The sequence below is a fragment of the Mycobacterium shinjukuense genome (assembly GCF_010730055.1).
Lineage (GTDB): Bacteria > Actinomycetota > Actinomycetes > Mycobacteriales > Mycobacteriaceae > Mycobacterium > Mycobacterium shinjukuense.
The window spans coordinates 3,826,281-3,850,780 of the sequence record NZ_AP022575.1; the positions used below are offsets into that span (position 1 = coordinate 3,826,281).

19 protein-coding genes and 6 pseudogenes are annotated in these 24,500 nt (G+C 66.7%); 1 reads left to right on the plus strand and 24 read right to left on the minus strand.

Features of this window, described 5'->3' with window-relative positions; genetic code table 11:
* Window positions 1-74: 74 nt before the first annotated feature.
* The 16 genes and pseudogenes from G6N20_RS17240 to G6N20_RS21460 form a co-directional block, all read right to left on the minus strand.
* The gene (locus tag G6N20_RS17240) at window positions 75-905 is read right to left on the minus strand and encodes an ESX secretion-associated protein EspG (RefSeq protein WP_083051952.1); all 831 of its coding nucleotides are present in this window, start codon (window positions 903-905) and stop codon (window positions 75-77) included.
* Window positions 906-1,010: 105 nt separating this feature from the next.
* Window positions 1,011-1,298: a WXG100 family type VII secretion target gene (locus tag G6N20_RS17245; RefSeq protein ID WP_083051954.1), complete on the minus strand. Its 288-nt coding sequence runs from the start codon at window positions 1,296-1,298 to the stop codon at window positions 1,011-1,013.
* A 47-nt stretch (window positions 1,299-1,345) separates the two neighbouring features.
* Window positions 1,346-1,639, minus strand: a complete 294-nt coding sequence (locus G6N20_RS17250) for a WXG100 family type VII secretion target (protein ID WP_408632568.1) — start codon at window positions 1,637-1,639, stop codon at window positions 1,346-1,348.
* 150 nt (window positions 1,640-1,789) lie between these two features.
* The gene (locus G6N20_RS17255) at window positions 1,790-2,989 is read right to left on the minus strand and encodes a PPE family protein (RefSeq protein WP_083051960.1); all 1,200 of its coding nucleotides are present in this window, start codon (window positions 2,987-2,989) and stop codon (window positions 1,790-1,792) included.
* A 78-nt stretch (window positions 2,990-3,067) separates the two neighbouring features.
* A pseudogene (locus G6N20_RS17260) lies at window positions 3,068-3,298 on the minus strand (PE domain-containing protein); the annotation flags it as partial.
* A gap of 251 nt (window positions 3,299-3,549) precedes the next feature.
* The gene (locus tag G6N20_RS17265; RefSeq protein WP_083051966.1) at window positions 3,550-4,023 is read right to left on the minus strand and encodes an LppA family lipoprotein; all 474 of its coding nucleotides are present in this window, start codon (window positions 4,021-4,023) and stop codon (window positions 3,550-3,552) included.
* A 95-nt stretch (window positions 4,024-4,118) separates the two neighbouring features.
* Window positions 4,119-6,065 (minus strand): putative alpha/beta hydrolase, encoded by a 1,947-nt coding sequence (locus tag G6N20_RS17270; RefSeq protein ID WP_083051968.1) that lies wholly within the window; start codon window positions 6,063-6,065, stop codon window positions 4,119-4,121.
* Window positions 6,047-6,361, minus strand: coding sequence for a DUF2563 family protein (locus tag G6N20_RS17275; RefSeq protein WP_083051971.1), 315 nt, complete (start codon window positions 6,359-6,361; stop codon window positions 6,047-6,049). Before G6N20_RS17275 ends, G6N20_RS17270 begins: the two co-directional genes overlap by 19 nt.
* Before the next feature lie 2 nt (window positions 6,362-6,363).
* Window positions 6,364-10,560, minus strand: coding sequence for a type VII secretion system ESX-2 FtsK/SpoIIIE family ATPase EccC2 (gene eccC2 / locus G6N20_RS17280; RefSeq protein ID WP_083051974.1), 4,197 nt, complete (start codon window positions 10,558-10,560; stop codon window positions 6,364-6,366).
* Window positions 10,561-12,048, minus strand: a complete 1,488-nt coding sequence (eccB2, locus tag G6N20_RS17285) for a type VII secretion system ESX-2 subunit EccB2 (RefSeq protein ID WP_083051977.1) — start codon at window positions 12,046-12,048, stop codon at window positions 10,561-10,563.
* 2 nt (window positions 12,049-12,050) lie between these two features.
* Window positions 12,051-12,962, minus strand: a complete 912-nt coding sequence (locus tag G6N20_RS17290) for a transglycosylase SLT domain-containing protein (RefSeq protein ID WP_142272200.1) — start codon at window positions 12,960-12,962, stop codon at window positions 12,051-12,053.
* An 823-nt stretch (window positions 12,963-13,785) separates the two neighbouring features.
* Window positions 13,786-14,127: pseudogene (locus G6N20_RS21445) on the minus strand (hypothetical protein); the annotation flags it as partial.
* 176 nt (window positions 14,128-14,303) lie between these two features.
* Window positions 14,304-15,038: a DUF5631 domain-containing protein gene (locus tag G6N20_RS21450; RefSeq protein ID WP_232065365.1), complete on the minus strand. Its 735-nt coding sequence runs from the start codon at window positions 15,036-15,038 to the stop codon at window positions 14,304-14,306.
* Between the two features lie 476 nt (window positions 15,039-15,514).
* A pseudogene (locus G6N20_RS21455) lies at window positions 15,515-16,472 on the minus strand (hypothetical protein).
* 56 nt (window positions 16,473-16,528) lie between these two features.
* A pseudogene (locus G6N20_RS17310) lies at window positions 16,529-16,938 on the minus strand (hypothetical protein).
* Window positions 16,939-17,027: 89 nt separating this feature from the next.
* Window positions 17,028-17,208: pseudogene (locus G6N20_RS21460) on the minus strand (hypothetical protein); the annotation flags it as partial.
* 441 nt (window positions 17,209-17,649) lie between these two features.
* Here G6N20_RS21460 and G6N20_RS17315 point away from each other — a divergent pair.
* On the plus strand, window positions 17,650-19,137 hold the full coding sequence (locus G6N20_RS17315; RefSeq protein ID WP_083052447.1) for a hypothetical protein: 1,488 nt from the start codon (window positions 17,650-17,652) through the stop codon (window positions 19,135-19,137).
* 205 nt (window positions 19,138-19,342) lie between these two features.
* Here G6N20_RS17315 and G6N20_RS17320 read toward each other — a convergent pair.
* The 8 genes and pseudogenes from G6N20_RS17320 to G6N20_RS17350 form a co-directional block, all read right to left on the minus strand.
* Window positions 19,343-19,785: pseudogene (locus G6N20_RS17320) on the minus strand (hypothetical protein).
* A gap of 183 nt (window positions 19,786-19,968) precedes the next feature.
* Window positions 19,969-20,184: a YrhB domain-containing protein gene (locus tag G6N20_RS17325; protein WP_142272234.1), complete on the minus strand. Its 216-nt coding sequence runs from the start codon at window positions 20,182-20,184 to the stop codon at window positions 19,969-19,971.
* Window positions 20,181-20,354 carry a toxin glutamine deamidase domain-containing protein gene (locus G6N20_RS22010; RefSeq protein WP_332102815.1) on the minus strand — a complete coding sequence of 58 codons (174 nt, stop codon included), beginning with the start codon at window positions 20,352-20,354 and terminating at the stop codon, window positions 20,181-20,183. The genes G6N20_RS17325 and G6N20_RS22010 overlap by 4 nt, the downstream gene beginning before the upstream one ends.
* A gap of 140 nt (window positions 20,355-20,494) precedes the next feature.
* Window positions 20,495-20,908 carry a hypothetical protein gene (locus tag G6N20_RS17330; protein WP_232065366.1) on the minus strand — a complete coding sequence of 138 codons (414 nt, stop codon included), beginning with the start codon at window positions 20,906-20,908 and terminating at the stop codon, window positions 20,495-20,497.
* Between the two features lie 28 nt (window positions 20,909-20,936).
* Window positions 20,937-23,303: a WXG100-like domain-containing protein gene (locus tag G6N20_RS17335; protein ID WP_232065367.1), complete on the minus strand. Its 2,367-nt coding sequence runs from the start codon at window positions 23,301-23,303 to the stop codon at window positions 20,937-20,939.
* A 4-nt stretch (window positions 23,304-23,307) separates the two neighbouring features.
* On the minus strand, window positions 23,308-23,598 hold the full coding sequence (locus G6N20_RS17340; RefSeq protein WP_083052445.1) for a WXG100 family type VII secretion target: 291 nt from the start codon (window positions 23,596-23,598) through the stop codon (window positions 23,308-23,310).
* Entirely contained in the window at window positions 23,591-23,902 is a 312-nt protein-coding gene (locus tag G6N20_RS17345) for a WXG100 family type VII secretion target (RefSeq protein ID WP_163663123.1), read from the minus strand. Before G6N20_RS17345 ends, G6N20_RS17340 begins: the two co-directional genes overlap by 8 nt.
* A gap of 59 nt (window positions 23,903-23,961) precedes the next feature.
* Window positions 23,962-24,477, minus strand: a complete 516-nt coding sequence (locus G6N20_RS17350) for a pullulanase (protein WP_083049344.1) — start codon at window positions 24,475-24,477, stop codon at window positions 23,962-23,964.
* Window positions 24,478-24,500: the final 23 nt, after the last annotated feature.

The window sequence follows — 24,500 nt, forward strand, 5'->3', positions numbered from 1 at the left end:
GCGTTTCCCCACCGACTAACCCATCAGGCGCGGTTACGAATGCGTTAATTCTTTTCATTACAAGACATTGCCGATCAGACCACCCGTCGGTAGGAGTACCACTCCTCGCCGGCAGGCAGGCGGCGGATCAGCCGCTGGATCGCCCCGGCGATGTCGCTTCGCGACCCCGGCGACAGCACCTGGTAGCGTCGCCGCCCAGACGGCACGCATTCCACACAGATCCGACCCGCGGGGGTGTCCACGATCGCCACCGTGGAATCGCCGACGACGAGGCGCGCCATGGCTTCCGGCCCGACCCCGGCTTGCAGCGCCACGATGGCCGCATGCGCGGAGCGCGCGGGATCGGCGGCCAGGGTAACCAGCTGCAGCTGGTCGACGTCCAGGCGCTGGCTGAGCAGAAACGATCGCAGCCCTTCGGGGTCACGCACCGAGTGCAGGAGTTCCTCGGCGTCCACGGTGACCGGCCGCAGCGGCGCCGCCTCGGCGACACCGCACAGCCGCTCGACCTGACCCACCACGAGCTCGCTGGCCGCGGCCTCGTCGCTGGCGACGCCGGCCGGGTAAAGCCGCACCAGCTCACCGTGGCGCTCCAACACCACCCACCAGGTGGCGAACCGGCAGATGGCCGCCCGGGTCGGCTCGCCGCCCGGCACGCCGATGGTGACCAGCAACCCCAGGTCGCGTCGCATGAGCACGGTGAGCCATTCGCGGATCATCGGGTCGGCGTTGCCGGCCTCGTCGAGCGCGCCAACAGCCGCCAGCTCGGCGGCCATCGGGTGACGCAGTGCCCGTTCGGCGGTGTCCAACCGCGGCAGCAGCGGCCGCAACCCCAGCTCCGGGCAGGTCTGTTCCACCCCGGTCACCGCCTGCAACACCCACAGGCCGTCCACCGTCGTCGTCAGCATGTCGCCTTCACCTCGCCCGGCTACCCACAAGCAGAAGGTGGGGCACACGCGCGGATCCGCGCGTGTGCCCCACCTTGACTCGGGCCACCGGTCGCGTGGCCGGACCTAGAACAGGCCCGCGATGGCCTGGTCGGTGCCGATCGCGTTGTCCAGCACGTGGCCCGTGGTCTGCCCGTGCTGACCCACCGTTTCGATGAGCCCCTGCAGCCCCGACAGCATTTGCGCTTGCGCTTCAAAGAACCCTTGGGCACCGTGGCCGGCGAAAAACTCTTGCAGCGCATTCGTCTTATTCGCGGTATCGGCGTGAATCTCGAGCAACTGGCCCGCCCGCGAGCCCACGTCCGTCGCGAAGTCGGAAACGGCTCCCGGGTTATAGGTGATCTGGTCTGACATGGTGAATTTCCTTTCCGAAGCGAGATGTCAACTGGGGTACGGGCCGGTCAGGATCCGTGGCCGCCGCCGAACAGGGCCTGAAACGCCGCCTGCGAGTCCGCCTCGTGTCCTTCCATGAGCGCCGCGGCCTGGACGAGGCCCTCGGCCAGCCGGGTGCCTCCCGTCAGCACCTTGTTCAACTCGTTGGTGATCTCGGTGGCGGTGACGTGTGAGGCCACGACACCGGCCCCAGACCAGGTGGCCGGGTTCATCACGTTTTCCTGGTTAGCCAGATACCCCCGGGCAATGCCTATGGCGTGCTCCATATTCGCCTGGATATCGTGGGCGGTGCTGCGCAGCATCTGCGGTGTTACCTGGATGGTGTTATCTGCCACGGGGACTTATTCCTTACTACTAGTCGTTTCGCCCTGTGCAGGCCGGGCATGAGGCGAAGTGTATGGGTGCTGTGTCGACCTGTCGATTCACCCTGTGCCGGGGCCCGGCCTTACCGGTTACCGCCGGTCGTCGACGACCCGCACCGTTGCGGGCCGTTCGGCCTTGCCGTGCGAACCTCGGGGGCCTCCCCCCGCATAACCCACCGGCATGCCCCCGACGGGGGTGCCGCCGGCCGTTGTGGTCGGCGCGCGCAGCGTCTCGGCGCCCAACGCCCCGCTGGGCCGCAGCCCCACCGGTCGGCCGCTGGTGCCGGATTCGAAGGCGCTGACGGGGCGGGTAAAGCTGGTCGCGGGTACGCCCGCGCCGCCCAGGGAGGCGCCTCCGCCGCCCGCACCGACTTCGGTCGCCGCGGCCGAGAGCCCGCCGGCCGCCGAAGCCGCCGAGGCGCCGGGGGCCGCCGCGCCCATGCCTAAAGCTCCGGGGCTGGCGAACATGCCCATCATCGACTGCAGCGGCTGCATGGCGTTCATCGGTGCCTGCATCATTCCCGCGGGGGCCTGCAGCGCCTGCGGGACCGCCCCCATCATCGACTGCATGGGCTGCATCAGGCCGCCGAGCTGATTCCCGAAGTTTTCACCGGCCGCCGTTGATTGACCGGCGCCGGTGGTGCTGGCCTGCACACCCTGGTAGGCCGAGCGCATCCCGTCGCCGGCCGCGGTCTCGGCCACCGCCTGGCCGACCGCGGTGGCCGCCTGCGTCGGCGCCGCCGGCGAGGCGCTCATTGCCGCGACCGGCGGGGGAATCGCCAGGCTCTCGGCCAAAGCGGCCAGGACCCCACCGTAAGTGGCGCCGACCGCGGCGTTGTTCGGCCACATCACCCCGAAGTACTCGACGTCCAGCGAGACGATCCGTGGGGTCAGCGTCCACAGCACGCTCGGGTTGATGGCATTGTCGACGCCCCACTCGTCGCGGTTCGCCATGCACTCCGGGGCCGGGCGCATGGCGGCATTGGCCGTCTCGAACGCCGCGATCGCGGCCGACACCACGGCCGGCTTGACGTCCACCCAGCCCGCCAGCCCGTGCAGCGAGGCGTTGAGCATGGTGGCGTTGGTGGCCGATGCCGCCGACCCGATGCCCTGCCAGCCCGCCGCGGTGGCGGCGGTGTTGATCGCCGACGCGACACCGGAGGCATGGTGGCTGGCACCCAAGGTTGTCCAGGCGGTCTGGTTAGCCAGGTGGGTTCCCACCCCGGTCCCGGCCTTGAGCAGCAGGTCGTTGGCCTCGGGTGTCCGCGCGGCCCACCCAGGGTCAGGCATGCGTCGCTAACCTAGCGCCTGTGCCGCCGCGCGTGCCGCCTCGGTGGCCACGTACACGCCCGACGCGAGGCCCTGCGTGCCGGCGAACAATCCGCGCTGGGCGGCGTGCTCGGCGACCACGCCCAGGTAGCCGGCGCCGCACGCGTTGAGCGCCGCGGAGAACATCGCCGAGTCGGGGTCACCACCCATCGGCGTCGTTCCGAGCAGCGCCGGCGCCGCGGCCGCCGCCGCGGCTTCGGTTTCCGCGCTGATCGCCGACTCCGCGGCCGCCGATGCCAAAACCGCTTCCGGCTGCACAGACCAAACCATTGTTGCCCCTCCGATTGCTTCTGCAATGCAAGTAATGGTCGCTCAGTGTAGTGCGAGTCGGCCGATCGCGTGTTCACAAGCCGGACATCCACACCCTTGACGGCGTCAATCTCGCCGAGCACATGCCGCGGAAGGGTAGTGGGTCTTCCCTCCTATCGCACCCGTCCCACGCGTTCCAGCGCGTCAGGGGTCTGCGATATGCCCGCCTACACGCGACAACCGTGGCTGACGGGCACCTGTCAACGAGAGTGTTATTTCTTGTCGTGCGGTAGCCGGCAGCCGGTGTAGCCGGAGACGACGAGGTTGCCGCGGTAGGCGATCTTGATGAATATCCCGGTGGGTCCGGAAAACCACACGTCATGGTTGCCGGGCTGGTCTTTGATCACCTGCATGTCGGTGGCGTCGAGCTTGGCGGCGGCCGCCTTGGCCGCCTCCACGATCGTGGCCCAGTCCGTCTCGGAGACCGGTACCCGGACGGCGACTTGGTCGGGCAGAAAGTATCGCTTACCGTCGGTTTGCTCGTAGGGCTGTTGACAGTTGCCGGTCGAGCCCTCGTGTGGTGTCTCCCAGGTTATCGAGGGAATGAGTTTGCTTGCTGCCGCGGTGATTTCGTTCATGGCGTCTTGCACCTGGACCTTGGTGTCCTCAAAGGAGGGCAGGGCTTTGAGCTCTTCGAGGGCTTGTGCGGCCTCACCGGGTGGGGTGGGCGGGTAGGGCTGGTACACGTGGCATCCTGTCGCGGCTAGAGCGGTGGCGATGATCGCGGCGCCGAGGAGTCTCCGGCGGCCGCCGTGGGAACGGTTTCTTTTCGGGCTCGTGTTCATTGTCCGCGGATCGCCTGGTCGCCCAGCCCGGCGACGACGGCGGCGATGTTGTACCCGGTGGTGCGGGGCAGGTTGTTGCTGCCCGGGCGGGGGTAGTCGCTGTGGCCGTGCGCGCCCTCCAGGTTCAGGGTGCCGCCGTGGCCGTCGGACACGGTGGCCGGCCCGGTTGCCAGGCGGGTGAAGTGGGGGTTGGTCGCCGGGTTCGGCCCGAAGTCTCCGGTACCGGTTGCGTCGGCGCCGAACCCGAGGATCTGGGCGAGCCCGGACGGCAGGCTGTGCACCAGGGTTTTGCCGTCATAGGTCCATTGGATGGGGTCGTCGGGGGTTTCCATGGCGTAGACGTGGCCGGGCCCCAGTTGCAGCTGCCGGGGCGTGGCCGCTTCGATGCCGGGGGAGCCGTAAAACAGCGCGTCGCTGACGCCGTGGTTGCCGGGTTCTTGCAGGGCCAGCCCGGTGGTCAGCGAGCCGTAGGAGTGCCCAATCGCGGTCAGATGAGCCGGGGTGCCCTGATGGGCGGCGCCCAGCCCGTCGTAGAAGCGGGCCAGATTTTGGGCGCCGGCCTGGGCCAGGTCGTCGTGGCTGACGTCCCAGCCGCCCGCCAGCGACTTGCCCAGGTCATCCCAGCCAGGGATCTGGGGCGCGTCATAGCCAATCCACGCGATCGCCGACACCGTGTCATGCTCGTGCCCCGGCGTGACGCTCAATTGCCTTAACGCCTCGGTCCTCAGGTTGGTCGCCTCCTCGGTCATGCTGGCTATGCTGCCGTGCACGGTGGTGTTCAGGCCGGGGGCGGTGACCGAGACGTGGGTGGCGGTGTCGGGGTCGCCGACCGCGATGGCGGCGCGGGCCTGACGGCCGTTCTTGGTGTCCAACAGCAGCAGCCTTCTCTCCGGGTTACCGGTGATGGCCCGATCGACCGCCCGCAGATCGGGAAGGGAGTTTGCCCGGCCACGGGCGTCGTCGTATCGGCGCTGCCAGGCCTCATAGGCCAGGCGGTCGTCGAAGATTGCGCCCGGCTCGTTGGGGTGCGGAATGTTTTCCCCCGCCGCCCAGTCGGGGTGCTGGGCCCGCAGCGCGTCGGCCTGTGCCGCGGCGGTTTGGGCGCGCGCCAGTTCGTCGGCAAGCGTCAGCCGGTTGTAGTGATCCCGGTCGGCTGCGGGCATCCCATCGTGGTTGCCGATGTAGTGGTCCTGGCTGTACAGCCAGTCCTTCTCCGCCGGAGTCAGCCGGTTCCACAGCTCGGCAAACCGCCTGGGATCCTCCGGTAGCGGCTGCGACAGCGGCGGCCGAATGGGCGACTCGGCCGGCGATTGCGCAGCGTCCAAAGCGTCGATGACGGCCGGGTCGTAGCCGTCGATGCGCAGGGTGATCAGCGAGTCCTGCAGAATGTCGGAGTAGCCGTTGCGGATCGACTGCAGCTGGCCCACCGCCGCCTTGGTGTCGTCGATGGCCTGCTGCTCAAGAGCGGAGATGAGCGCATCCAGCGCGGATCTGTCCGCGGCGGTCAGGTGTGGGTTTTTCTCCAGCTCCAGCGCTTCGCCGATTTCGTCGTCGAGCCGCTGCAGCTTCGCCTCCAGCGTGGCGATCTGCCCACTAGCGGATCGTTGCGCCTGCGCCAAAGCGGCCGCGATGGTTTCCAAATCGACTGCGATCCTGGGTAATTGCACGGCCTGCAGGCCCATCGACTTTGCCACGCGCTGCACTTCGGCGGAGTCGTTGATCGGGTGATCGCCGTTCTCCCGATTCCATGCGGCCTCAAACCGGCGGCGCGCCTGGTCGAAGGCGGCACTGGCCTCGGTGGTGCAGCGGCCCGCGTCATAAAAAGCTTGCGCCAGATCGGAAATCTGCGCCGGCCGCCCGGCCTGCAGGCTGTTGTTGATCGCCCAGGGGTCGCCGCCGGCCTCGCCGATCAGCAGCGGGACGCTTATGTGCCGGAGCCGCATCGCACCGCCCGCAGTGCCGCCGCGTTGCCCTGGTCCATCTGGGTGAACCCGCGGGCCGCGTACTGCGCCTTGCGGCCGACCGCGTTGAGGATCTGCTGGTGCGCCTGCAGGGCTTCGGTGTGGCCGGCATGCGCCATGGCCACGGCGCCGTGAAACGTCTCGGCAGCCGGGAAGTCGCCGAACATGCCAGCCGCCAGCGGCCCGCACGCTAGCTGATCGGCCCCCAGGTGGGCATGCTCACCGGCACGGTTGGACTCGTTCGCGCCCGCGTGCGGCGCTGCGGTGTCGACGAACATCGCTACCCCTTCCGTTGGGAGGCCGCTGACGGCAACCCGACCAGAATCCCTTCGACGTCGCCATCGGCGCCGACCAGCAGGCCTCGTCCGGGCGGCAACGTTTGGGCTCGCACCGCTCGGTTGATCCGGTTTTGCGGATCGTTGTCCATATACAGCTGGGCCACCTTCGCCGAGGTCTGGGATTTCACCCAGGGGTCCATCGGCATCGTGGCCCAGTTCGCGCTGTTGCGCGTGGTGAACACGTGCAAACCGATGTGGCGGGCGCGTTCCATCAGCTTCCACAGCGCCGCACCCACCGGCGGCTTCTGCGGGTAGCTCTGCGCGGGGCGCAGGTCCTGCACGTCGTCGATGAGCACAACGTGCCGGGGCCCTTCCCACGGTTTGAGCGCGCGCAACTCCTCCTGGCTCAAGCCCTTGGGGGGCAACCGGGGCAACAAGATCTGTTGGGCCAGCTCGGTGATCACCTCGTCGATTTCGTCTTGGTCATAGGCGTACGCGCGCACATACCCCGGGGCGTGCAGGTCGCGCAGACCATGCGGAGCGGTCTTGGGGTCGATCAGCGTGAGCTGCGCCTGCTGCGGGCTAAACCGGCTCATCACCGCCTCACCGATGGCCACCAACGCCGTGGTCTTGCCGCAGCCTTGCCGGCCCAGGATCATCAGCCCGGGGCTTTCGCGCAGCTTAATCGGAACCGGACCCAGCTCGTGGCGCTCCCCGATGGCGAACGCAATCGACAGATCGTCGCCGCTCGGATGTGCGGCCTCGTGCTCGAGAATCGCCTTGAGTTCGACGCGCTGCGGCAGCCGCTGCAGGCTCGCGTGTTTGGTCACCCCGGCGACCTCGGCGACCCGCTCCCCAACATCGGTGGTGCTGACCAGCTCGCCGGTGGCGGGATCGGCCAGCGCCGGAACGCCGACCCGCAGCTCGTGCAGGCTCTCCGTCAAACCGAACCCTGGGCGGTTCAACGTGCGCCGCGCCGCCTCCCGCGATTCGATGGACAAATGGCCCATCTGGCTCTCGCCCGGGTCGGCCAGCCGCAGCTGTATTCGGGCCGTCACATTCTGCAGCAGGCTCTGCCGCTGCCCATGGATCCAGCCGCCGGCACTGACCATCAGGTGCACCCCGTACTCCGGGCCGCGGCTGCTCAACGAGATGATCCGATCGCCCAAGAGGGTGTCCTTCGCATATAGGTCGTCGTAGTCGTCGAGCACCACGAAGACATCGCCGAACTGGTCATGCGGATCGGTACCGCCCACCCCGTCGCTGCCCACCCCGAACCGACGCTCGCGGAACCCGTCCATGTCGATCTTGGCGCGCCGAAACGCGTCCTCGCGCGCATCGATGAGCTGCTCCATGGTGCTCAAGATGCGCTCGATGCCCTCGGCGTCCTTCGGCGACACGATGTCGGTGACGTGCGGCAGTGACCCGATCTGGGCCATGGTCGCCCCGCCAATGCAGAAGAACGTCACCCGCGCCGGGGTGTACATCGCGGCCGCCGAGCACATCAGCGTCATCAAGGTGGTCGTCTTGCCGCGCTGCTTGGCGCCCACCACGATGATGTTGCTGCGCAGCGCGTCGACGGCGTGTACCACCTGTTGGGATTCCTCGGGGATGTCCATGATGCCGACCGGAAACGTCAACCCCGGGTTCTGACCGTAGTCGACATGCCACGGTTTGCCGCGGAACCCGGCCACCAGGGCATCGACGGGCTCGGGGTGTTCCAGCGGCTCCAGCCACGGCCGGCGCGGCGATCGGTGCGGCACGTTGTGCAGCGACTCCCGTAGCACGTCGACGATCTTTTTCTTCTTGAAACCGTCGTCGTGGTAGAGGAATTCGTCGGGTTCCGCATCGGCAGCCGCGGCGGCCGCCAATGCCTCGGCGTCGGCGGGGTCCAGCGGCTGGTACTGCCAGTTGTACAGCCGGGGTTTGGTCAGGGTCATGTCGATGGTCTTGGCCGCCTCTTTCTTCTTCGGCACCACAAACGGCGCCGACAGGTAAAAGCAGCGAAACGGCTCCAGATCCCGTGGCCCCACCTTGAGCAGCGCGAAGCCGTTTTCTTTCGACGGCAGATGGTAGGCGGCGTCGCTGCCGATCACTTCGCGGCTGTCATCGCCGGATTCCGCGCGCAGCGCGATCCGAAATGCGATGTTGGACTTGACTTTCTGCAGCGACGACAGGTCCAGCCGCTGCCCACCCAACATGAAGAAGACGTTGGCGCCACGGCCTTCCTGACCGATGTGGATGATCAGGTTGATCCACTTCTCGTGGTTGGCGAACAGCTCCAGGTACTCGTCGACGATCACCAGCAGCACCGGCACCGGCGGCAGATCGCGCCCGGCAAGGCGGATCTCTTCGTAGTCGTTGGCGTCGCGCGCACCGACCGATTTGAACAGCTCGTAGCGCTGTTTGATCTCACCGTCGATGACCCTGCGCATCCGCTCGGCCAGATGCCGCTCGTCCTTACCGAGGTTGGACAGCGCCGCCACCACGTGCGGGATGCCCAGGATGTCCTGGGCCGCCGACTCGAACTTCATGTCGACGAAGATGACGTTGAACGTCTCCGGTGAGTGCGTCAGCGCGATGCCGTAGACCAGCGACAAGAAGAACTCCGACTTGCCCGAGCCGCTGGTACCGATGACCACCGAGTGAAACCCGAAGCCGCCAAAGTCCTTGGCGCGCAGGATGATGTTCTGCAGCTCGCCGTTTGGTTTGGCGCCCACCGGAATCTCGCACCACCGCTCGTCACCGCGGCCGCGCCGCTCGGCCCATAGCCGATCGACATCCAAGTCCCGGGGGTCGCCGATGCCAAGCGATCGCAGCAGCTCGGCCGCGCCGCTGGTGGAATCGCTGATCTCGCTGCGGCTGGTCGGCGACCAGCGCGCCATCGCCCGCGCATATCGGTAGGCCCGGTGGATGGACAGCTGGTCGGCATGCGCGAAAAACGTGCCGCGCGTCCGCAACAGCGGTGCCGGGCCCTCGTCGTCATCGGCGTCAGCGCCGTCGCGACCGGCCTTGACCGCGGTTGCCGGCTTATGTCGTCGGGCCATCTCGAAGACCTGGTCGTCGCCGAAGCCCACACCGGTACCCACCCGAGACGCGATGCGCAGCACCGTAATGCCGGCCTTGCCGACCTGCCCGACCACGCTCTCCCACGCATCCGGGCTGCCGGTGTTGTCGTCGACGATCACCAGGTGCGGCCCCAGATCCACGCCGATCTGCCCGGTCTCCAGCGTCGAGCCCATCGCGGTCGGGCTGGCCACCGTCGGCGGCGTCCATGCCCCCCGCTTGCCCTTCATGTGCAGCTCGGCTCCCAGCGCCGCCTCCAGCTCCTCGGGTGTGGTAAAGATCAGCCGCCGCCAGCCGCAGGCATCGAACAGCTCGTCGTGCAGGTTGTGGGGGAGCCACACCATCCACGACCACACCTCGGGATTGCGCGTCACCACCATCAGCTTGACGTCACGCGGGTTGTGAAACACCGCCAGCGAGCACAGCACCGAACGCATCAGCGACCGCCCCCGGTCCAGGTCCTCGCTCACGAAGCTGAAGCCCGGGGCCGACCGCAGGTTCACCACCTTGGCGATATCGCGAATCTTGCGCTGCTCCAAGATGAAGTCGCGCAGCGCCTGCCCGGTCACGGGCTCCAGCTCCTCATCGGAGGAAATGTCCGGCCACGTCACCGACAACACCGAATCCGGTGCGTGCTGCACACCCGTGCCGACCCGCACCTCCAGGAAGTCGACGTCGTCGCGGCCGCGTTCCCACATTCGCGGACCTCCGATGATGGCGCCCAACCCCCGAGGGTCGGAGTGCACCGCGTGCTGCCATTCGCGCTGCGCACACACCGCGGTCTGGATCTCGTCACGGTTGGTGTCCAGGTCGCGAAGATAGCGGCGGCGACCCCGTTCCAGCTCGCCCCAGGTGATCCTGCGGGCCCGGCCGAACCGTCCGGAAAACGCCAGCATGCTAAACGCGCCGATGCCCATCAGCGGGAAGAACCCGGTGGACAAGCTGCGTACGCCCGAGACGTACAGCATCACGATGGTGCCGATCAGCGCCACGATCAGTGCCGGCACGCCGATCATCACCCAGATGTTGCGCGGCTCGCGTTCCGGCAGGGCGATCGGCGCATTGGGCGCCACCCGAACGGGTTTGGGCGACTCGATCTTGACCCGGTTGATGGGAAACGCTTTCTTCGACATCTAGGCGCCCGCTTTCGCTGGTGTCGTCACCACCGCCACCTGACCCAGCGTCGGCACGGTGTCCCGAGCCAGCAGCGCCGCCTCCCGCGACAACGCCGGTCCCGCGGCAAACGTCCGCAGCAACGGCCACGGCGCCTGCACCGCCGCGGCCGGATCCAGTCCCAGCGCCCGCACCGTCGGCTCGTCGTTGGCGATCCCGAATCGCACACCGTTGTCGGACACCCAGAACAACGATTCGCGCGAATCGGCGGTGATCACACCGCTGGTCGACGTCACGAAGTTGGCCGCGCCGGGCAACACCAGCACCTGGGTGGCCACCACCGACGCCGGGGCGCGGTCGTCGCGTACCAGCCGCACGATCCGGCTGTCCATCGACGGGGGCACCGGAAGCCCCCGCCCGCTAAAGACGGCGACGCGGGCCTGGGGATCCGTCGACGCCTTCTCCCACCCCACGCAGGTGGTCGGATTCGCCGCGGTGTCAACGAAGTTCAGCCGCCCGGCCGGGTAGTAGTCCACCGGCAGCGAGGTGACTTCGGGGGTGTGGACCAGCACATCGGGGGTGACCACCCGCGGCGCCGCCGCCCCGTAGGAGTTCGCGCTGCGCAGCAGATCGGCCACGAAGCTGCTGATCTTTTGCACCCCATCGGGCAGCAGCACATAGAACTGGCTGCCCCCGCCGGCGCTTTGGGCCTGCAACACCGAACCCACCTGAGCGCCCGGCACCCACGTCGACGGGGTGCCCGCCTCGGGCACCGGCGGCACCCGCAGCGGCTCGGTCGCGGGCAGGCCGTCGAACAGCGCCCGTGAGATCTGAATTGGTGATGTCACCCCGGGGTCGAGCCCCAAACTCAAGGTGACCGCCCTGTTGGTCGGATCGATCTGTGAGCGCTTGCCGCCCCAGATCACGTAGGTGCTGCCGTCGAAAGTCACCAGCAGCCCGGCGTCGTCGCGCAGGTGTGTGGCGCGGCCACCGCCGGTGAGATGGCCCGCGATCGAGGTCACCACCGGCTTGTCCCCGCTGCGCGGGCGTCCTGCCGTGTCGCACACCGCCCAGGCCGAGACCGCGCCCCGGTTCACCGGCATGGCCGCCGGCGCCCCCGGGATGCCGACCAGCGGCCCGGTCGGATACTTGCCGATCTCGGCGGGCTTGACCCATGTCGGCTGCCCCGCCGTCCCGGTCGCCAGCCGCGCGGACGTCAAGTTCAGCGCCGGATACAGCCGGCCGTCGATGCGCGCGTAGAGCGCCCCGGAATCGCGGTCCCCGATGATCGCCGAATCACCCACCACCCCGGTGGGTTTGAGCACGTTGAGCAACATCATCCATCCGGCGGCAATGGCCACCAACACCATCGACAACGCCAGCGCGGCGGTCTGCTTGCGGTCGTCGTGCTTCATGCGCACCGAAAACCGGGTCGTGGCCGCCCGCAGCCGCCGGTTGTAGAACAGATGACCGGAATTTTGGTCGCGGTTGGACAAACTCAGCGGCATTCTCAATACCCCCTGGGGCTGCGGCGAGGATCGGCCTGCTGGATCAGATCGGCCAGATTGGACGCGTCGGCGGCCACCCCGTAGTGGCCGCGCGCGTAGTTGATGAACGCGCACGCCTGGGCGACCAGATCGTGGATGTTGGTTGACGTGCCGGGCTCGTGATAGGCCGCGAACGTCGGAGCGATGAACTGCCAGGCGCCCTTGCTGGGGGTGCCCCTTGCCGCGTTCGAGTCCCAGTTGTTTACCGCGTGGGCGTTGTAGTTCGACTCGCGGCGGACCACCAAATCCATGCCGCGCGTCCACCGAGCCCGCGCCACCGGGTCGTGAATTCCCTTGATGTCCAGCGCTTTTTGAATGGCAGTCAGCACGTGGGCGCGCCCGCTGGCTGCGGTTTCGTGGTGCCTTCGCCTAGCGGCGGCCCGGAGGTAGCGCAGCCGGCGCAGTCGCAGCGCCAACAGCCGCGCCTGGGAGCGCGAGCGCACGATATGGCCATGCTGCGCCCGCAGCCTTGCCGCCATCCGGGCCATCGCCTCGCGCCGGCCCAGCGGTGTATCGGTTGAAGCCATGGCATCGGTCTTGGCGGCGTCCAGGATTGCACGCGTCGCGGTCCTGGCGTGCGCATGATCGGTCTGGGCTGCCGCGATGGTCTGTGCCAGCGCTTCATCGGTGTCGGCCAACCGACGCAGCACTCTTGCAGCGCCGCCCGACCGGTGCGCCGCTACGGTAGGAACGGCGTTGGCCACCCCGGATATCGCGTTGGCAAAGTGCCGGATCTGTGCTGGCGCGTCGACGTCGGCGCCGGAAACGCCGCCAGCGAACAACCGGTGGCCGCGGGATAGCGCCGCCACCGCCTGCGCGGTGAAGGGATCGGTCAACGACTCGCCTTTGGTGTCAATCGTGTGCCATGTGCTCACATCCGTAGCCGGGTGCCATCACCTCGGCCGTACCGCACCAGACCGCGACCTCGCCGATTGCGGCCGGTGCCCCTGCGCCACGACCCTACTGCCGTTGACGCGACCCGACTACTCAGTCGTGGCGAGCGCCGACCTCGCCCCGGGGCGGCTATTCCTTTACCTCGTCGTCGTTCGGCACCACGATGACCCGGCGTGGGGACCTGGTAACCACTGGCGGCTTGCCGTCGACAGATTTCACCGGAACGCTCGGGGGCACCGTTAAGCGGCCCTTGACCGGCTGGCCATTGGGCACAGCCGGGGCCGTCACCCGCTTCTCGACCGGCTTGTCTTTGTTACCGGCTTCGCCGCCCGCGCCCAACGCGCCCGGCGGCACCATCGGCATGCCGGTCATGCCGGCCGGCCCCGACGCATGCGGTGTGCCACCAGCCGGGGCCGGCGTCACCGACTTGGACGGCGCCCCGGCAGGGGTCGTCGGCGGCGACGACATCGGCACCGGTGGGGGACCCAGATAGCCCGTCGGGGTCGTCCCACCACCGCCCCCGCCGCCGGCACCGACGTCCCCTCCGCCCGCACCGCCTGCACCGCCGCCGAGGAGGGGTTCACCGTCGATGCCGTCCACAAACCGCGCCCCGTCCGCGGCTTCCAGTCCTTCCGCGCCGTGGGTCTGTTGAATCGCGCTCATCAGCGGCTGCATGGCACCCTGCCCCGCCTGCATCGCTTGTTGGGGAAGCTGGGTCAGCGGCCCCAAGATGCCGCCAACCGCGCCCCCGACGGCACCGGTAATGCCCGATACCGCTTGTTGCATCATCTGCGTCGCCCCCTGGGCACCCGCCTGGGCGCCAACGCCTTGGAACTGTTGGGCCGCATCAGCTTCGTTCGCCGAAAACTTTTGCACGGCATCGGCCGCATGCGCCCGCCGGTCCAGGTCCTCCTGAGTGCTGGACTCCACGTCGCCGGGCACACCGGAATTGCCGGCGGCGAAAAGTGCGCCGGAAGCCATGTCGGCGGGTGCGGGTAGGTCTGCAGGAACGCCGGGAAACGGCACCGGTCCTGACGGTGGTGGTGCCGTCAAAATCTGCAACAAGATTTCCGGCGTCACCTTGATCGGAACGCCCGGAGCATGCCCAGGAGCCGGGCCCGGCGCGGGATTCTGATCTCCGGTCATGATCACACCTCGAACTTCATCGGTAGCGCCCTTGCCGACGCTCTTTCGTATGCTTGTCGACAGTGGCCGCAGCGTCGCCATTTTGTCACAACGCGCGTCGACCGGTATTCACCTCCAAATGCCGCACCACGCTCGGTGATCAAGGAGCTTCTGGCAGCGGTTCAGGCCGCAAACCCTCATGAGCCGCCGCGCCTCGTGGTTACGGCAAACCAGGCCAGGTGATAGTTCGCGAGATACTCATGATCGTCGATCAGTGCCTCGATCGCCGCCAGCAGCATCCAATCCCCGACAGCGGTGAGCTCGTGACCGGGATAGGCCTTGAGCACCGACTCCTTGACCGCGGTGATGCAGCCGTGCAGCAGCTCGGCTTCGTTTTCCAGCACGCCGGTTTTGCGTACCGCCGGCAGCGCGATCGCCTGCGCGATCCGCGGCAGGCTATCGCGGCGGCGCACAGCTTCGACCAAGGTCGGCCCGAACTCGTCCACCATGGGTATCGCCGAGCGCGCTGACCGATCACCGGTCAGCGCAGGCGCGTCTGGCCCCGCCTCGGCAACGTAGGTGTTGGGCTCGTGGGCTGCTACGGCGACGACGGCGCCCAGCAAGTCGACCACGCCGGCATCACGGCGTCGCGCGGTTGGCTCCAGCAGCGTCACGTTCGCGGGCAGCCGGACGTGGGGCGGAATCCACCCGCCGGCCAAATCGGTGACCAGCAGGGTGGTGGTGCCGTCGTCGCGCAGCCCGGCCGCCCATGAGATTCGCGGCTCCTGGCGCGCCACGGCATCCACGATTCGCTGTAGGCGTTGCTGCTCAGCCGCCCGAGCCGATGCCGCGCCCGCCGTCGCGCCGGCGGTGGCCGACAGTGCCGAGGCGCCGGCCATTGTCGACGAGCTCGCACCAGCCTGTCCAGCCACAGCTTTCGAGGCTGCGCGCTCCACCGGAGAAACCAGCGCCCCACCCGCCGATGGGGCCGATGACGCCGAGGGCGCCACCGGCGCGCCGGATACGGGCGCCGTAGGAACCGTGGGCATGGCGGGGGCTGCCACGACGGGGGGCCGTAGATCAGAGCCGTAAGCCGGCAGCGGTCCCGCGGGGACAGCCGAGCCACCAACCACCGGCGCAGCGGGTGCCGCCACCGGCCCGGCGGTCACCACGGTCGGCGCGACCGGCCCACTATTACCGGTCGACGCCGGTGAACCGCCCGGGGTGTTCGCCGGCGTGTCAACTGGCCCGTGTGTGGCTTCGAGGCCAGCAGCCATGGTCGGCGCAGAGACCACGGGCGGTGTCGTTATTGCAGGAGCGGCCTGCGGCGGGGGAACCGACCCCGACTGCATCGCCGTCGTTGCCCCTTCCGACAGCGAATGCGCGCCAGCCGCGGCCGGTTGCCCCGTCACCATCCCGGTCGCAAACGATTGCCCAATCGACGTAGGCGATACGCCCTGTCCGAGGGCCGCCGGCGACAGCGACCCGCCGGGCATCGCCACCGGGGGGCCAGTGGCGATGACTGGCGGTGTAGCAGCGGCGGGTGTTGTGACTGGTGGTCCGGTTGGTACAGGTCCTGCGCTGAGGGGCCCACCGGTAGCACCAATTGCCCGAGGAGGCAAGGCGTTGACCTGGGTACCGATCTGGTTACCTCCGCTACCGGGCCCGCCTGTACCAGCTCCCAACGCTGGTGCCGACCGGTCGCCACCCTCCACGGGGCCACAATCACCGGTGCCAGGCCCACCAGTGCCACGACCCAACGGCGGCGCCACATCCAGGGCATCCTTACCAATCGGAGACGGTGGTGGTGCGTCGTCGACGTTGAGGCCGTTGGCCCGCGCCCACGTCCGGGGATCGTCACCGATATCTTCGGCTTCGAGGATCTCCTGCGTGGCCGTCATGACGTTGTCGACGGCGTCCCGGGATGCATTCGCCGCATCGGCATTGCACCTGGCTTGGATCGCCTGGATTTCGGCCAACTGCTCCGGCAGCGGCTTTTTCGACGCAAGAACGTCGTCGATTTCCTTATTTCCTTCCCCTGCAATTTCGGTCAACCGGCTCCGCAAATAGTCGATGGCGTCAGCGGCCGTATTGAAGGCGCCCTTCTTTATTTCGTACTTCTCTGCCTTAGTGACCTCGGATTTCGCTCCCCGAAGGTACCGGCCGATCAGATCTTCGGCCGTTCTACCCTGATTCCGCGACAAAAGATCATGTTGGTTGATCAGTTTCCTTGCGAGTTCTTGCTTTTGCATGGCCCAAGTGGCCCAGTGTTGCGCGGCCGCACGCAGGGCCGCCGGCGGGGCCGGCCACCACGGCCCCACCAGCGCCGCCGTCCACCTACCGGGCGGAAGATCAGCCGCCACCACATACCTGCTTCATAGCAGCATCTTTCACGTTGCCGTCGTCAAGTGCAGCCTGCCACTCAGCTTGAGTGCCACCACTCGCCATTACGATCGTTGTGCGGTAAGCGGTCGCTAGCGCGCGCGCGGCGTCGCGGTGTTTGGCATCTAGGGCGGGATCGGCTGCTGCATTGTCGAGGATTGCCGCAGCATTTGTGAGCGTGATGCGGGCCAGTGCCTTATCGCTCCCGTTCGTGTCAACTTGTACAGCATGGGCCACCAGCTTGTATGTGTCGCACAATTGCCGCTGAGCCGCGGCAGTCTGGGCAGCGGTGTAGGTAGGCACCGAGGTCGTAGCCGGTGTAGCCGCGGGCCTGGCGTTTGTCAGGGCCACGATCAGCGCAGCGACCGCCACCACAGCAGCGATCGCGGCCACCACGATGGCGGGCCAACTACGTGTGCGTGGTATGGGCAAGGGTGCTGGCGCGGTCATGTCGCAGATGGTAACGCTGCACACCGGTTTCCCGCTTACACCAGGTCACCCCGACATTACACCTGGCTTGGATCGCCTGGATTTCCGCCACCTGGATTCCGCGACAAAAGATCATGTTGGTTGATCAGATTCCCTGCGAGCTCTTGCTTTTGCATGGCCCAAGTGGCCCAGTGTTGCGCGGCGGCACGCAGGGCCGCCGACGGGGCCGGCCGCCACGGCCCCCACCAGCGCCGCCGTCCACCTGCCAGGCGGAAGGTCACCCGCCACCACATACCTTCTTCATCGCGGCATCCTTCGCGATAACGTCATCAAGCGCGGCCTGATACTCGGCATCACTAGCAATCACACTGTTGCCCTTCGCCGTAACTGTTCCGTATGCCCTCGCTAACGCACGCGCAGCGTCACGTTATCTGCCGTCGAGAGCCGGATTCGCCGCCGCTATGTCGACGGCGGGCTCGGCTCTTCGGCCCGTGTCGCTGAGGGGGAGCGAGACACGGGTGTCTCATGCTGTAAATTGTCGCGCTCCGGCGATAGGGTTTTTACCGAGATGTGACGAAACCCCGACAGGTGGGGTTCGGCCCGCCAGTCGGGGTTTACGTCGATGTCCATTTGTCCGATGCGATCTCGACGCTAACACCTGACGCTTCAGTTCCTTCAGAGGGAACCGAACGGCGAGTCGGCGACTTCGGCCACACTCGGATTGGACCCGCTGTGGCATCGCAGGACGACGAAGCGTTGGGTGGCGACGAAACACAAATCCGCCTCTTGGATTGGAGGCAGGGCCAGACTCCGTCGGAGTATTTGGCTGCCCTAATCCTCGATGCCGGGGGATACAAGGACATCGATCCGTCTCACCCCCTCGGCGGCCCCGATGGCGGCCGCGACGGGCACTGCACCAAGAACGGGGAACCGTGGACCTGGGCGGTGTACTTCCCACGCGGGCAACAGGACTTGAAGACGATCAAGTCCAAGCTGAAAGACGACGTGGCCGCCGCGCTTAAGCACAACCCCAAAGGCGTCGCGTTCGTCACCAACCAGGAGCTCAAGCTGGCCGAACGGAAGGAGTTGTGCGCCCTCGGTGGCGACCTCAAGGTCGATCTGTTCCACCTGTACCGCGTCGCCACCATCCTGGACAGGTCGCAGATGGCGCAAATCCGCCAGCAGTATTTGCGGATCGGAGCCGGTCGTCCACCTGTGCGGGTGAAGGCAGAAGTGATCGGTGCTGCGCGGGTGTTCGCCTCCGACGACGAATTGTTCGAACGGTTCGTCGCGATATACGAGAAAGACATTCGCGAGGAGTCAGACAAAGGCTGGGCGATCGTGAAGGCGGAGGAAGAAAAGAAAGCCCGCGCCGAGGCCGCCAAGGTCCGTGCCGAGGCCGAGAAGGCGCGCGCTGAGGCCCTGCAGGCCCGCGACAAGAACAGGCCGATCAGTCTTGCGGAACTCGCGCAGGCATCGATGCCATCGTCGTTCCAGAACATCGCGGCGGGATTCAACATCCAGGACGTCATGCCGAAGTTCGACTTCCCGAAGTACGAACCCGTCGCCGCAACACTACTCGCTGGCGGACGGTACGGGGTCAGCAAAGAACCACCTCCGCCGCCAAAGGCGTTGAGCGACGAGGAGATCGACGCGAAGGTGGCAAACTACCGTGCCAAACTCGAAGCGCGGTGGGAAGCCTGCAAGGAATATCTCGCGGCGACGACATGGCCGGGTCTCAAGTTCCGCATCCACAATGTCGAGGGCTTCCTCTCGAACGTCCAGGTGGTACTGACTTTCCACGGTGCGACGGGGCTGGATCACGAGTACATTGAGAGTTTCGTATTTGAGAGGCTTGAGGACCCCAGCTGGACGGAGCCTGTCGACCCATACGGCATGAGTGTTTCCAGGGTGGCACCGCCGCTATTGCCGAGTTCCCTCAAGGACTACCCCGTCAAATGGGAGCACAATGACGACGGCGATCTCATCGTGAAGATCACCCTGGGTGAATTGAGGCCGCACGAAGTGTGGTCAAGCGACGATGACGACATTGTGCTGATGATCCGCGACGAAAACCTCGACTCGGTGCAGGTGACGTACACGGTCACCGCGTACGAGTACCACGACCGCACGGACGGTGAGCCGTTTACGGTGCCCATCGAGAAAGTCGACATCTTCGACTCTCTCAAAGCTGGCTTCGACGCTACGAAGTCGGATTAGCGGCACTGCCTCAATGCTGGCGACGGCGTCCGTCCCGCTTCGCATCTGCCGCGTTCTCTGCGGGAGTCCCCCACAGGAGGTTGCCCCCACTTGACCGAACTGCGTCATCACCAACTCGCTCGGCCCGGGGCTGGTTCGGAAGCCCTTGGGCTGCAGGCGATGCCATCAGTCCAGCAGTGAGCCTAAATGCAGGGGCCTCTAGGAATCACAGCGCTCCGTGAGACAAACCGGTACCCAACTGATTTGAGACAATGCAAGACGGCCAGATCAGGGCATCGCTGCATGAAGCCAGCGGCGAGAACCTACAGTCGAGCATTACGGCGCCATTAGTGTCTGCGATACGGGCCAGTGCCCGGTTGTTGCCGCCCGTATCAACTTCCACCGCATGGGCTGCCAATTTGTACGTGTCGCACAGTTGCCGTTGTGCCGCGGCGGTCTCGGCAGCGGTGTAGGTAGGCAGCGAAGTCGTAGCCGGTGCAGCGGCGGGCCTGGCGTTTGTCAGAGCCACGATCAGCGCAGCGACCGCCACCACAGCAGCGACCGCGGCCACCAGGATGGCGGGCCAACTACGTGTGCGTGGCATGGGCAAGGGTGCTGGCGCGGTCACGTGGCAGACGGTAGCGCTGGACACCGGTTTCCCGCTTGCACCAGGCCACCCCACCCCTGGACATGCCGCGCCGGATACGTTATCGGTGAGACCACCCGCACTACCGACGCCCCGTCATTACAGCACTCGACACCTCCTGGCCTAGCACGATTAGCTGACGACCGAGCTTGCTACATTCGTCTCACGGCTGGTATGGCGCTTCGTACGTGACAGCACTTCCGTCTCTAGGCAACCTTCACTGGCACATTCCCCGCCAAAGCAGCAGAAATATCCCCATGTACGACGAACGCTACCGCGTCATACGGAAAATACCACGCTTCTTCTGTTTCTACGATCGCCGCATCGACGATCATGAGATCCCCCAGCCGCTCTTTTTCTGCCAATTTGTTAATTGCGTCAGTAGCTTGTATTCGCGCCTCTTCGATGTCTATTGCATTCATCGATACCTCATACAATAGAAGCTTTTGTAGCCGCCGAATGAGGCTACTCTTCCGGGCTGGCCGTCAAGAAATCGTATCACTCCATTTTGATTGACAACATTGAAGACATGTCCGACTTGCCAGGGCCACGGGACACATGAAAACGATTCCACGGGCGCCGTCGTCTGCACCGGTCATCATCGCTTCGATCGCAGCCCTATCCGCGATGGGGACAAAATGAGAGGCTAAAGTAGTTCTCCAAGAAACCAATTGGTTTCGGACCATCGCCATATTGCGTGTGTTGATCGCTTGTCCGAGCAGGCCGCCGCCATCACGTCAGCCCCTGTTGTTCCCGCCACTGGGTCCAGTACTTACTTGCGTTGGAACGTCGCAGCGCTCTCAGCAGTTCACACGCGGTTTCGCTCGTCGCGGCGTCGGAAAATAGTTGTTCGACACGGCCTCCGTTCTCACGCACCCATTCGATCTCCTCCGCAGCAGACAGATACTCGATTTCATCGTCGCCATTCAAGTATTGCTTAATGAGAGATACACTAAACCACTTATCGGATGTCTCCAGCCGAGTAGGTGCGACACTTAGCAGGATCTGACCTCTGTCGTTAGCAAGCTGCCAACTGAGGATCGGTCCTGTAAGCGTCAGGGACGCATTATTCGTGGCGACGCCACTACTAATAGAATCTGTAATATGGTAGCGCGGATCAAGATATAACAGATCGAAATATTTCAAGAAGTACTCTAAGAGGGTCTTCATTTTTTTAGCGCCTCCAATGCGGAATCCACGTAGTGTCGTTTATCTGACGATATCCATGCAACTCGAGATACCTGATTTCGGCCGCCGTAAAGGTGTTTGGCGCAACGGTATCGAATGGTACCGATAAGGTGACGGTGTCGCCGTTCGAGATCGCTACGTCGAGCACATGCTGATTCGCAGCGAGCCGTTCGGTGGGGGTTGCTGCATTCCACGCCTCCCCAATATCGAAGTAGCTGGCTCCGCGTTGCTGCGCGACGTCGATGTAGGACGGGCCGCCACCGCCTCTTGGCGCAAATGGTCCGAGGACTGTTTCGCCGCTTCCGGTAAGGTGCTGTTCGGACAGCACCAGAAGTTCCTCGGTCAGGTGGTCTAGCGGGTTTTCCAGGATGAATTCGGGCCTGCCAGGATCCTGAACAACCTGCGGAAGGCTGTCCGATTCATTATGCAGGTGATGATCGCTAGGCGAAGCATTGGTGTCACCCCTGTGCCCGTCAACGCCGCCTCCATCGCCGTCGTGCGACACGTCGGGCGCATGGGGCACCGATGGTTCGGCGGCATGACGGCCTAGGGTTTCCGTCGGAGGCGTCCCCCCGTCCGCGGACAGCTCCATCAGCTGGCCAGTTTCGGGCTGGGAATGCGTGGGCAACGCGTGGGATGTCGCTGCCGCGGGCGCGGCCGGTGGTGGGTGCGCGGCGACTCGGGTTGGCTCGGCAGGAGATGCGCCGGGCGACACAGGTGGTTGGGCCGTATCGAGGTCAGCTGGTTGCGGGTGGGGTGGCGGTAGGTGGTCATGGGGCGGTGCGGATACCCGGGGCTGGCCTGCTGACGCTGGCGACGGCGCCGCCGATTCAGCGGGTCTGTCGACGAGCGGTGGTTTGGATTCGGTGGGGCTGTGCGGCAGCGGACCGTTGGCGGGCACGGGCGCTGGTCTCGCCGCGGGCGCCGGTGCTGGGCGGCCCGATTCTGGTGGTTCGACCCGTGGTGGTTGCGGTCCTGGCCGCGGCGGCGCAGCTGGGGGCTCAACGTGCGGAGCGGGCGGGTCCAGCGGCTCCCTGAGGCCTCGCACGCCCGCGAGCATGTCGCGGCCCTTGCTGCCCAGCTTCGACAGCGGCCCGCCCGGCAAGGCCAGCGTCGCGGCGTCAAACATGGTCTTGCCCAGCGCCTCATGGGGGTTGGTCGCCCACTCATCCCAATGGACGAGGCTCTTGCCGAACTGCTTCCACGACTCCAGCACGCCGGGAGCGTCCTGGCCGCCCAGGCCCGCCAGCGGCGCCATCCCGGTCAGCATCTCCTCCCACGAGCGATACCACCCGAACGGGTCTATCGAGGCACGCACCGGCCCTAGGTCCCACGAGTCCTTGACCATCCCGTAGGCCTCCGCGCCGAAGCCCTTGATCTGCTGCCCGGTGCCATCGATGACCTGCCCCACCGGGTTGGCGTGCAAGAACCGATCCCATTCCCTGCCCGCGTGCGGACCCATCGCGGTGATCACCGCTCCGGCCTGCGACACCACCGCGGAGATCTCAGCGCCCAACGCCTTGGCTTCGGCGCTGAACTGACCGACCACCGTGGCGATGTCCTCGGCGATGCGCTTGATCTCGTTCTCGTCCTGGTCGGTCAGAAAATCCCACACCACTTTGATCCCGGTCAGCGGGTCACAGATGCAGGCCAACAGATCCAGGATCGCCGCATGCACCGCGTCGATGCGGGCGGCATAGCCGTCCAGCTGGGCCGCCACCGCTTGGCACTGCCCCACGATGGCGGTGGTGGCGGCGTACGCATCCGTAAACGCCGCTTCGATCAGCCCCGCCTCCGGCAGCCGCTGGGCGCGAATCGCGCCCATCGGCGCGGCCGTCGACTGAATCTCAGCCAGCGCGAACCCGGTGCCCGCGCTGCGCCACGCCGCGGCCGCCGCACGCAACCTTGCCGAATCCCCGTTCGGCCAGATCATCCCGATATACGGGGCCACCCACCCCCAGCCCGGCGGGGCGCCACCGCCGGCACCAACCGCAGACGGCGGCGCACCGGCCGCCACACAGCCGGTCGACGGCGGCGCCGGCAGCGGCGCCGCCCGCCCGGCGACATCGGACATCGCCTCGGCCAGCGAATAGTTGTGCGCGCTCATCCGCACCCCATCGCCGAGGTTGCACAACCCGTTGCGCACCACCGACATCGCCTGCACCAGCGCGGCCGCCGACCCGTCATAGGAGCGTCCGAACGCCGCGCCGGCTGGATCATCACCGGCCATCCCCGCACGCCCGGCCAGCGCCGCGGTCAGCGACGCGATCACCGTCCCCAACCCCTCACCCGCGGCCACCACCGCGGCACCGGCGCCATCGAGGGCCGCGGGATCTACCGCCAGCGGCGCCATCGGCTCACGACCACATCCCCAAATTGGTGGCCATCACAGCGGTGTAATTGCCGTGCGCGCTCTGCCCCGCGGCCTTGAGCTGGACCAACGCCTGACGCATCATCGCCTCACCGGCAGCCCAATGCCGGTGCGCCTCAGCATGAGCCGCCGCACCCTCCCCCGTCCACGTCACCTGCAGCCGGGAAACCAACGACTCAATCTCGGCGCCCATGTCCTCGACATGGCGGCCGAATTCGGCCATCCGCTGGACCGCATCAGCCAGCGCGACCGGATCCACCCGAAACGGTTCAGCCACCGCCCACCCCCCGCAGCGCCTGCGCCGCCGCGTCCTCGTTGGCCTGATAGCTCTCGCCCGCCTGAGCGATCGCCTCCGCCAACATCGCCAACCCCAGCCGCACCTCACCGGCTCCGCGATGCCACAACCCCCACGCCGACCCATACGCACCCCCCGACGCCCCACGCCACCCACCCAACATCTGACCAACCTGTGCATCCAGCTCGGCCACCTGGACCGCAAGATGCTCGGCCGCACCCTGCAGCGACACCGCAAAACCCTGCATCACCGCGGCACGCACCCGCAACGTGTCGTCGGCACCCATGGCGGCAACCTAACAACGCCGCGGCGCCACCACAATTCAGCCAGCCGAGCGCGACGGCCTCAGCCCCGCAGGCTGCTGGCCCCGTCGGCGGTGCCGTCGCCGTCGGTGTCGGTCAGCCGTACGTCCCAACGCCCGTCGCCGTCGGTGTCGACATACCCGGTCATCCCCTGTTCACCGGCACACAGCACCCGGTCGGCCTGTCCGTCGCCGTCGGTATCGAGCAGCCGGTCATCCAACTGGCCCAGGCCGTCGAAGTCGACCAACGGACCGCCGCTGTGCTCGACCCCGTCGAGACCGAACCAATGGACTTGCCCGCCTCGGTCGACGGTGACCGCCCACGTTCCCGAGCCGTCATCGATGAAATAGCTCTCCGGCGTCCCGTCATTGTCGACGTCGAGCACGGCGTGGTCGGCCAGTCCGTCACCGTCGAAATCCGCTAGCGCGTCATCGGGCAGGCCGTCGCCGTCCAAGTCCAGCCCGATCGCATCGAGCCGGCCATCGCCGTCGAGGTCGAGGTCGGGCGGGCGATTCCAGATGGCCGCGGTTCCGTCGTCGCCGCCCAGGCAATATTCCATGACTGCTCTGACGCACCGCGCAA